This is a genomic window from Pseudomonas sp. F01002 (genome assembly GCF_004402115.1).
In the GTDB taxonomy this organism is placed as follows: Bacteria; Pseudomonadota; Gammaproteobacteria; order Pseudomonadales; family Pseudomonadaceae; genus Aquipseudomonas; species Aquipseudomonas frigoris.
The window spans coordinates 116,663-116,919 of record NZ_SOPU01000011.1 but is presented as its reverse complement, the minus strand read 5'-3'; positions in this window follow the sequence as shown (position 1 = coordinate 116,919).

The following is a 257-nucleotide window of genomic DNA, read 5'->3' as shown; positions in this document are numbered from 1 at the left end:
CAGTCTGGTAGCTCGTCGGGCTCATAACCCGAAGGTCGTCGGTTCAAATCCGGCTCCCGCAACCAAACATCAAAAAAGGCTACTCGAAAGAGTGGCCTTTTTTGTGCGCGTCTCTTTTGTAGCAACGAGATAGAAAAGAGCGGGTAACGGCTGACGGTGCAGGATTGAGAAATCGTTCTGATTCCGAAACTTAAGTCTCCCCCACTACCGTTCGCCGCTCATTGACGCTTATTTGACCGTATTCAGGATTAACGGTA